Here is a 6,558-nt window from a genome sequence, read left to right on the forward strand (position 1 = left end):
CTCGCCGAGCGGCGCGGGGAGCTGATCGGCTTCCACTGGACCAAGGTGCACGCCGAGGAGGGGCTCGGCGAGGTGTACGTCCTCGGGGTGCGGCCCGGTGAGCAGGGCGGCGGCCTCGGCAAGGCCCTGACCACCGTCGGCCTGCGCCATCTGGCCGCCCAGCAGCTGCCGACCGCGATGCTCTACGTCGACGCCGACAACAAGGCGGCGGTGTCGGTCTACGAGCGTCTGGGCTTCACGGTCCACGAGACGGACCTGATGTACCGCACCGAGACCTGACAGCTTCCCCGGTACGGGGCAAGAGGGGCGGCCGTCTTGACGGCCGCCCCTCTTTTGCAGCACCCTTTCACTACTCAATTAGTGAAAGGTGGGACCCGGTGGTCGAGTACCGCATCGACCGGCACAGCGGCGTGGCCACCTATGTGCAGATCGTCCAGCAGACCAAACAGGCCCTGCGCATGGGCCTGCTGCGGCCGGGCGACCGGCTGCCCACCGCGCGCGAGGTCGTGGAGGCCACCGCCATCAACCCCAACACCGTGCTGAAGGCGTACCGCGAACTGGAACGCGAGGGCCTGGTGGAGGCCCGCCGCGGCCTCGGCACCTTCGTCCGGCGGTCCCTGGGCACCGGCCCCGCCGACTCCCCGCTGCGCACCGAGCTGGAGGCCTGGGCGGACCGCGCCCGCGCCGCCGGCCTGGAGCGCGAGGACGTGGCCGCACTCTTCACTGCCGTACTCGACCAGCACTTCCAGGGAGACCCGACATGAGCAGCGACACGGCGTTGAGGGCCGACGCCCTGGGGAAACGGTTCGGCCTGCGGGGCGGCTGGGCCCTGCGGGACTGCTCGTTCCGGCTGCCCGCCGGACGCGTGTGCGCGGTCGTCGGCCCCAACGGCGCCGGCAAGTCCACGCTGCTGGCCCTGGCCGCCGGCCTCACCGTCCCCACCGAGGGCAGCGTGACCGTCCTCGGCACCACCCCGGCCGCCGCCCGCCCCCGGGTCGGCTACGTCGCCCAGGACAAACCGCTGTACCCGCAGCTCACCATCGCCGAGACGCTGCGCATGGGCGCCGACCTCAACCCCGGGCGCTGGGACGCGGCCGGCGCCGAACAGGTCGTCGCGGGCGGCGACCTCGACCCCGGGGCCCGGGTGCGCTCCCTCTCCGGCGGCCAGCGCACCCGGGTCGCGCTCGCCCTCGCCCTCGGTAAACGGCCCGAACTGCTGCTCCTGGACGAGCCGATGGCCGACCTGGACCCCCTGGCCCGGCACGAGCTGATGGGCACGCTGATGGCACAGGCCGCCCAGTACGGCACCACCATCGCGATGTCCTCGCACGTCGTCGCCGAGCTGGAGGACTCCTGCGACCACCTGCTGCTCGTCGGCGGCGGCCGGATCCGGCTGGCCGGTGAGATCGACGACCTGCTCGCCGCCCACCTGCGGGTGACCGGCGCCGGCACACCGGACGCGCTGGACGCGCACACCGTGGTCGAGTCCCGGGTCACCGGGCGGCAGCTCACCGCGCTGATCCGTCCCGCCGGAGCGCTCGGCGACGACTGGCGCACCGCCACGCCCTCCCTGGAGGAACTGGTCCTCGCCCACCTGCGCAACCCCGCGGCCCCCGCCCTGACCGCCGCCGGGGACGCGGAGGACGCCGCAACCGCCCGGAACGAGGAGCACGCCGCGTGACCGCCGCCCTGAGCACCCCCGCCCCGGCGCGCCCCGCCCCGCGCCAGGTCCGCTGGCTGCTGCGCCTGCACCGCCCCGCCCTGTGCGCCTGGGCCGTCCTCGTCGCCGGCCTGGCCGGCGCGCTGCTGTGGCTGTGGGGGCCGCTCACCGACGCCGCCGCGACGGCCTGGCACGACTACGACGCCACCTGCGGGCGGGGCCGCCCGTGCCGGTACGACCAGGACGCGATCCTGCGCTACAAGGACGTGTACCAGTACACGACCATGGCCCTGCTCCTGCTCCCGTTCCTGGCCGCCGCCTGGGCGGGCGCCGCCCTGACCGGCCGCGAGGTGGAGACCGGCACGGCACGGCTCGCCTGGACCCAGGGCGTCACCCCGCTGCGGTGGCTCGCCGCCCGGCTCACCGTCCCGGCCCTCCTGGTCGCCGCCGGCACCGCCCTGCTGGGCATGCTGCACCACGCGGCCTGGTCGGCGGGGCGCGGCCGGGTCCCCACCGCCAAGTCCTGGGACGACGTGCCCACCTTCTACACCGGCGGCCCGCTGATCGCCGGCCTGGCGCTGGCCGGCCTGCTCATCGGCGCGCTCGTCGGGCTGCTCGTGGGCCGCTCGCTCGTCGCGCTGTGCGTCTCCGCGCTGTCCACGGCCGTGCTGTGGATCGGCGTCCACACGGCCCTGCCGCACCTGTGGCCGGTCGCCACCAGCGTCAGCGGACGCCGGGGCTTCCCCTCGTACTCGGGCATCAAGGTCGCGGAGGGCATCGTCACCGAGGGCGGTGCCCACCGGCCGGTCCCCACCTGCACCGTCGATCTCAGCCCGCAGTGCCAGGCCCTCAACGACCGGCGGGGCACGGTCGGCTTCTACATCGACTACCACCCCTACTCCCACCGCTGGCCCCTCCAGCTGGCCTCGACCGGCGTGCTCCTCGCCCTCGCGGTTCTGCTGGCCCTGGCCGCGCTCCGGCTGCTGCACCACCGGACCACGACCGGCGGCACCCGCCCCGGCCGCGAGGGGGCCGCCGCATGAGCGCCGCCGCACCGGCCCTGCACCGCACGGTGCTGCGCCTGCACCGCACCACCCTGGCCTGCTGGACGCTGTTCGTCACGGCCGTGCTCGGCTGGCTGGGATGGCTGGGCGGGGTCAGCGCCCCGCACATCCGGCACCTGGAGACGACCTGCGACCCGGTGCGCGACCTGTGCAACATCCCCTACCTCGGCTGGGTCTACGGCGAACGCCTCGGCTACGTCGCCTCGGTGATCGGCTACGGCTTCCTCGCCGTCGCCGCCTACGCCGGCGGCGCCCTCATCGGCCGCGAGCTGGAGAACGGCACGGCCGCACTGGCCTGGACGCAAGGGGTGACGCCCACCCGCTGGCTGGCCGCGAAGCTCACCGTGCCCGCGCTGGCGCTCACAGCCGGCGACGGCACCCTGGTGGCGGCCTTCCGCTGGGGCTGGACACCCCACCGCGACCTGCGCCTCGGTGACGACTGGTCCTTCGGCGGCATCTTCCTGGCCCGCGGCCCGGCCACACCGGCGTACGCCCTGTGCGCCCTGGCGGTCGGCGCGCTCACCGCGCTCCTGCTGCGCCGCACGCTGCCCGCGCTGGCCGTGTCCCTGGGCGCGACGGGGCTGCTCCACCTCCTCCTGGCCCACGTCCGCCCCTACCTGTGGCCGAGGCTCACCCGGACCGAGCCGCACCCGTTCGAGCTGGACAACAGTGCCTGGGAGGTGGCGCGGGGCCGGACCGCCGGCGGCGGACACTGGGCCACCTACCACCCGCCGTCCCATTTCTGGCCGCTGCACCTGATGGAGACCGGCATCGTGCTGGCCGTCGCCGCGCTCACCACCGCCGCCGCCTTCGCGCTGGTGCGCCGGCGCACGGCCTGACCTCCGCCGCGGTTCGCCCCTCCACGGGGGGAGGGGCGAACCGCGGCGGCGCCCCGGACGCCCGTGGGCCGCCCCGCCATATCCCGCACGTCATGTCGCCGTAACCATTGATTCAGGCTGGCTTGCGACGCTCGGCCAATGCAGCCCGCCGTGCCAGAGCCTTCGCCGCCTCCCGAGGGGCCCGCGGGGAACGGGGCCGTCACGCTCCCGCCCGCACGATCCGACGCGCCTGTGCCGCCCGTCGCGCGGAAGAATGGGTTCATGAGGCAGCAAGACACCCAGGCAGACGCCCACCCGTCACCCGCCACCGCCACCGGCGGAGGCCCTGCGGGCCCCAGCGACCATCCGCACCCCCAGCCGTCCGTGGGCTCCCTCGCCGCGCACCGCCAGCGCGCCGTGGCCGCCGCCGTGTCCGACCTGGAACCCGACCTCGACGCGGATCTCGACGCGTACGAGGAGGACCGGTCCGGGGGCGCCCCCCTGCCCCAGGGCCGCTTCCTCGACCGCGAGCGCAGCTGGCTGGCGTTCAACGAGCGCGTCCTGGAGCTGGCCGAGGACCCGAACACGCCCCTGCTGGAACGCGCGAACTTCCTCGCGATCTTCGCCAGCAACCTGGACGAGTTCTTCATGGTCCGGGTGGCCGGCCTGAAGCGCCGCATCGCCACCGGCGTCGCCACCCGCTCCGCCTCCGGGCTCCAGCCGCGCGAGGTGCTGGAGATGATCTGGGCCCGCTCCCGCGAGCTGATGGCCCGGCACGCCGCCTGCTACCACGAGGACGTCGCCCCCGCGCTCGCCGACGAGGGCATCCACCTGGTCCGCTGGTCGGAGCTGACCGAGAAGGAGCAGGCCCGCCTCTTCACGCTGTTCCGGCACCAGATCTTCCCGGTCCTCACCCCGCTGGCCGTCGACCCCGCGCACCCCTTCCCGTACATCTCCGGCCTGTCCCTGAACCTGGCCGTCGTCGTGCGGAACCCGGTGAGCGGCCACAAGCACTTCGCGCGCGTGAAGGTGCCGCCGCTGCTGACCCGCTTCCTGGAGGCCTCCCCGGGCCGCTACGTCCCCATCGAGGACGTCATCGCCGCCCCCAACCACCTCGAAGAGCTGTTCCCCGGCATGGAGATCCTGGAGCACCACGCCTTCCGGATCACCCGCAACGAGGACCTGGAGGTCGAGGAGGACGACACCGAGAACCTGCTGCAGGCCCTGGAGAAGGAGCTCATGCGGCGCCGCTTCGGCCCGCCGGTGCGCCTGGAGGTCGAGGAGTCCATCGACCGCGAGGTGCTGGACCTGCTGGTGCGCGAGCTGAAGATCTCCGAGGCCGAGGTCTACCCGCTGCCCGGCCCGCTCGACCTCACCGGCCTCTTCCGCATCCACGGCCTCGACCGGCCGGAGCTGAAGTACCCGAAGTTCGTCGCCGGCACCCACCGCGACCTCGCCGAGGTCGAGTCCGCCTCCCCGCCCGACATCTTCGCGGCCCTGCGCGCCCGGGACGTGCTCCTGCACCACCCCTACGACAGCTTCTCCACCTCCGTGCAGGCCTTCCTGGAGCAGGCGGCCGCCGACCCGGACGTCCTCGCCATCAAGCAGACCCTGTACCGCACCTCCGGCGACTCCCCCATAGTCGACGCGCTCATCGACGCCGCCGAGTCCGGCAAGCAGGTCCTCGTCCTGGTCGAGATCAAGGCCCGCTTCGACGAGCACGCCAACATCAAGTGGGCGCGCAAGCTGGAGGAGGCCGGCTGCCACGTCGTGTACGGCCTGGTCGGCCTGAAGACGCACTGCAAACTGTCCCTGGTGGTCCGCCAGGAGGGCGAGACCCTGCGCCGCTACAGCCACGTCGGCACCGGCAACTACCACCCGAAGACCGCCCGGCTGTACGAGGACCTCGGCCTGCTCACCGCCGACCCGCAGGTCGGCGCCGACCTCTCCGACCTCTTCAACCGGCTGTCCGGCTACTCGCGCCGCGAGACCTACCGCCGTCTGCTGGTCGCCCCCAAGTCCCTGCGCGACGGCCTGGTCGCGCGGATCGACAAGGAGGTCCAGCACCACCGTGCGGGCCGCCCGGCGTTCGTGCGCATCAAGGTCAACTCGATGGTGGACGAGGCGGTCATCGACGCGCTCTACCGGGCCTCCCGGGCGGGCGTCCCGGTCGACATCTGGGTGCGGGGCATCTGCGCCGTCCGCCCGGGCGTCACCGGCCTGTCGGAGAACATCCGGGTCCGCTCCATCCTCGGCCGCTTCCTGGAGCACTCCCGGCTCTTCGCCTTCGGCAACGGCGGCGAACCGGAGGTGTGGATCGGCAGCGCCGACATGATGCACCGCAACCTCGACCGCCGGATAGAGGCCCTGGTCCGGGTCGTCGACCCCGGCCACCGCGCGGCCCTCAACCGACTGCTGGACACCGGCATGTCCGACGGAACCGCCTCCTGGCACCTCGGCCCGGACGGCGAGTGGACACGGCACGCGACCGACACGGACGGCCAGCCCCTGCGCAACGTCCAGGAGATGCTCATAGACGCCCGGAGGCGCCGGCGTGGCACAGCGACACCCTGACCCGACGGACCGCGCGGCCGACGCGGTGCCCGGCGAGGCCCTCGCGGCCTATCTGCGCGCCCAGGCCATGGAGTTCCTCCGCGCCCTGCGCCTGCACCGGGAGGGCGGCCCGGAGGGGCCCGTCGACGCGGCCCGCGCGCTGCGCCGCTCGGCCCGCCGCATCAGCGGCAGCCTGCACACCTTCCGGCCCCTCCTCGACACCGACTGGTCCGAGGAGATCCGGCCGGAACTGGCCTGGCTGTCCGGCACGCTGGGGCTGGAGCGCGCCTACGAGGCCCGGCTGGAACGGCTGTTGCTGGCACTGCACCGGCTGTCGGGCGCGGCCGTGCTGCCGGAGCAGGCGGGCGTCGCCGCGGGCAGGAGTGCGGCCGGGGCGGCGCCCGTCCCGGGGCAGCCGGCGCCCGGCCGCACCGCCGGCGCGACGGCGACGGCGGAACGCGGC

The 6,558-nt window shown here is 74.2% G+C and carries 7 protein-coding genes; all 7 read left to right on the forward strand.

Annotated features, from left to right (window positions below; all coding sequences use genetic code 11):
• On the forward strand, positions 1-279 hold a 279-nt coding region (locus IE312_RS43470), incomplete at its 5' end, for a GNAT family N-acetyltransferase (protein ID WP_229900886.1).
• Between the two features lie 98 nt (positions 280-377).
• The gene (locus IE312_RS36755) at positions 378-764 is read left to right on the forward strand and encodes a GntR family transcriptional regulator (RefSeq protein ID WP_189986662.1); all 387 of its coding nucleotides are present in this window, start codon (positions 378-380) and stop codon (positions 762-764) included.
• The gene (locus IE312_RS36760; protein WP_189986663.1) at positions 761-1,681 is read left to right on the forward strand and encodes an ABC transporter ATP-binding protein; all 921 of its coding nucleotides are present in this window, start codon (positions 761-763) and stop codon (positions 1,679-1,681) included. The genes IE312_RS36755 and IE312_RS36760 overlap by 4 nt, the downstream gene beginning before the upstream one ends.
• Positions 1,678-2,703 carry an ABC-2 membrane transporter-related protein gene (locus tag IE312_RS36765; RefSeq protein WP_189986664.1) on the forward strand — a complete coding sequence of 342 codons (1,026 nt, stop codon included), beginning with the start codon at positions 1,678-1,680 and terminating at the stop codon, positions 2,701-2,703. The genes IE312_RS36760 and IE312_RS36765 overlap by 4 nt, the downstream gene beginning before the upstream one ends.
• A complete protein-coding gene (locus IE312_RS36770; protein ID WP_189986665.1) occupies positions 2,700-3,563 on the forward strand; it encodes an ABC-2 membrane transporter-related protein in 864 nt (287 codons plus the stop codon). The genes IE312_RS36765 and IE312_RS36770 overlap by 4 nt, the downstream gene beginning before the upstream one ends.
• 138 nt (positions 3,564-3,701) lie before the next feature.
• The gene (locus IE312_RS36775; protein ID WP_189986666.1) at positions 3,702-6,116 is read left to right on the forward strand and encodes an RNA degradosome polyphosphate kinase; all 2,415 of its coding nucleotides are present in this window, start codon (positions 3,702-3,704) and stop codon (positions 6,114-6,116) included.
• On the forward strand, positions 6,097-6,558 hold a 462-nt coding region (locus IE312_RS43475), incomplete at its 3' end, for a CHAD domain-containing protein (protein WP_229900887.1). The genes IE312_RS36775 and IE312_RS43475, both read left to right, overlap by 20 nt.

The sequence above is a fragment of the Streptomyces capoamus genome, from assembly GCF_014654935.1.
In the GTDB taxonomy this organism is placed as follows: Bacteria; Actinomycetota; Actinomycetes; order Streptomycetales; family Streptomycetaceae; genus Streptomyces; species Streptomyces capoamus.